1 protein-coding gene is annotated in these 393 nt (G+C 38.2%); it reads left to right on the top strand.

The genetic code is table 11. The annotated features are described in order from the left end of the window. A partial coding sequence (locus EWU22_RS13140; protein WP_130925905.1) for a DDE-type integrase/transposase/recombinase occupies window positions 1-393 on the top strand: 393 nt, incomplete at both ends.

Genomic DNA, 393 nt, shown 5'->3' with positions numbered 1-393 from the left:
TAGACCAATATTGGCAGAGCGACATTAGTTATTATCAAGTCAATGGGATCTATTATTACCTTACTTTTATCATAGATGCCTATACACGTCATATAGTGGGTCATCACACCTCTAAAAGACTATTGACCACTCACACGACCATTCCAGCCTTACAAATGGCCATCAAGCTTAGAAAACAGAGGCGATTTGATGATTTAATACTTCATTCCGACGGAGGAGGTCAATATTATGCCAGAGAATTTTTACGCGTGACTCAAAAATATGGGATCAAGAATAGCATGTGCAAATATCCCTGGGAAAATGGGAAAGCAGAACGCATCAATGGCATTATTAAAAACAATTATTTACGGCATCGTAAAATCAATAACTTCGAAATGCTGGTCAAGGAGGTTG

Origin of the sequence: Aquirufa nivalisilvae (genome assembly GCF_004307455.1) — a bacterium.
Taxonomy (GTDB): Bacteria; Bacteroidota; Bacteroidia; order Cytophagales; family Spirosomataceae; genus Aquirufa; species Aquirufa nivalisilvae.
Note: the sequence above shows the minus strand (reverse complement) of the source record. Positions and strands in the feature narration are given on the sequence as shown.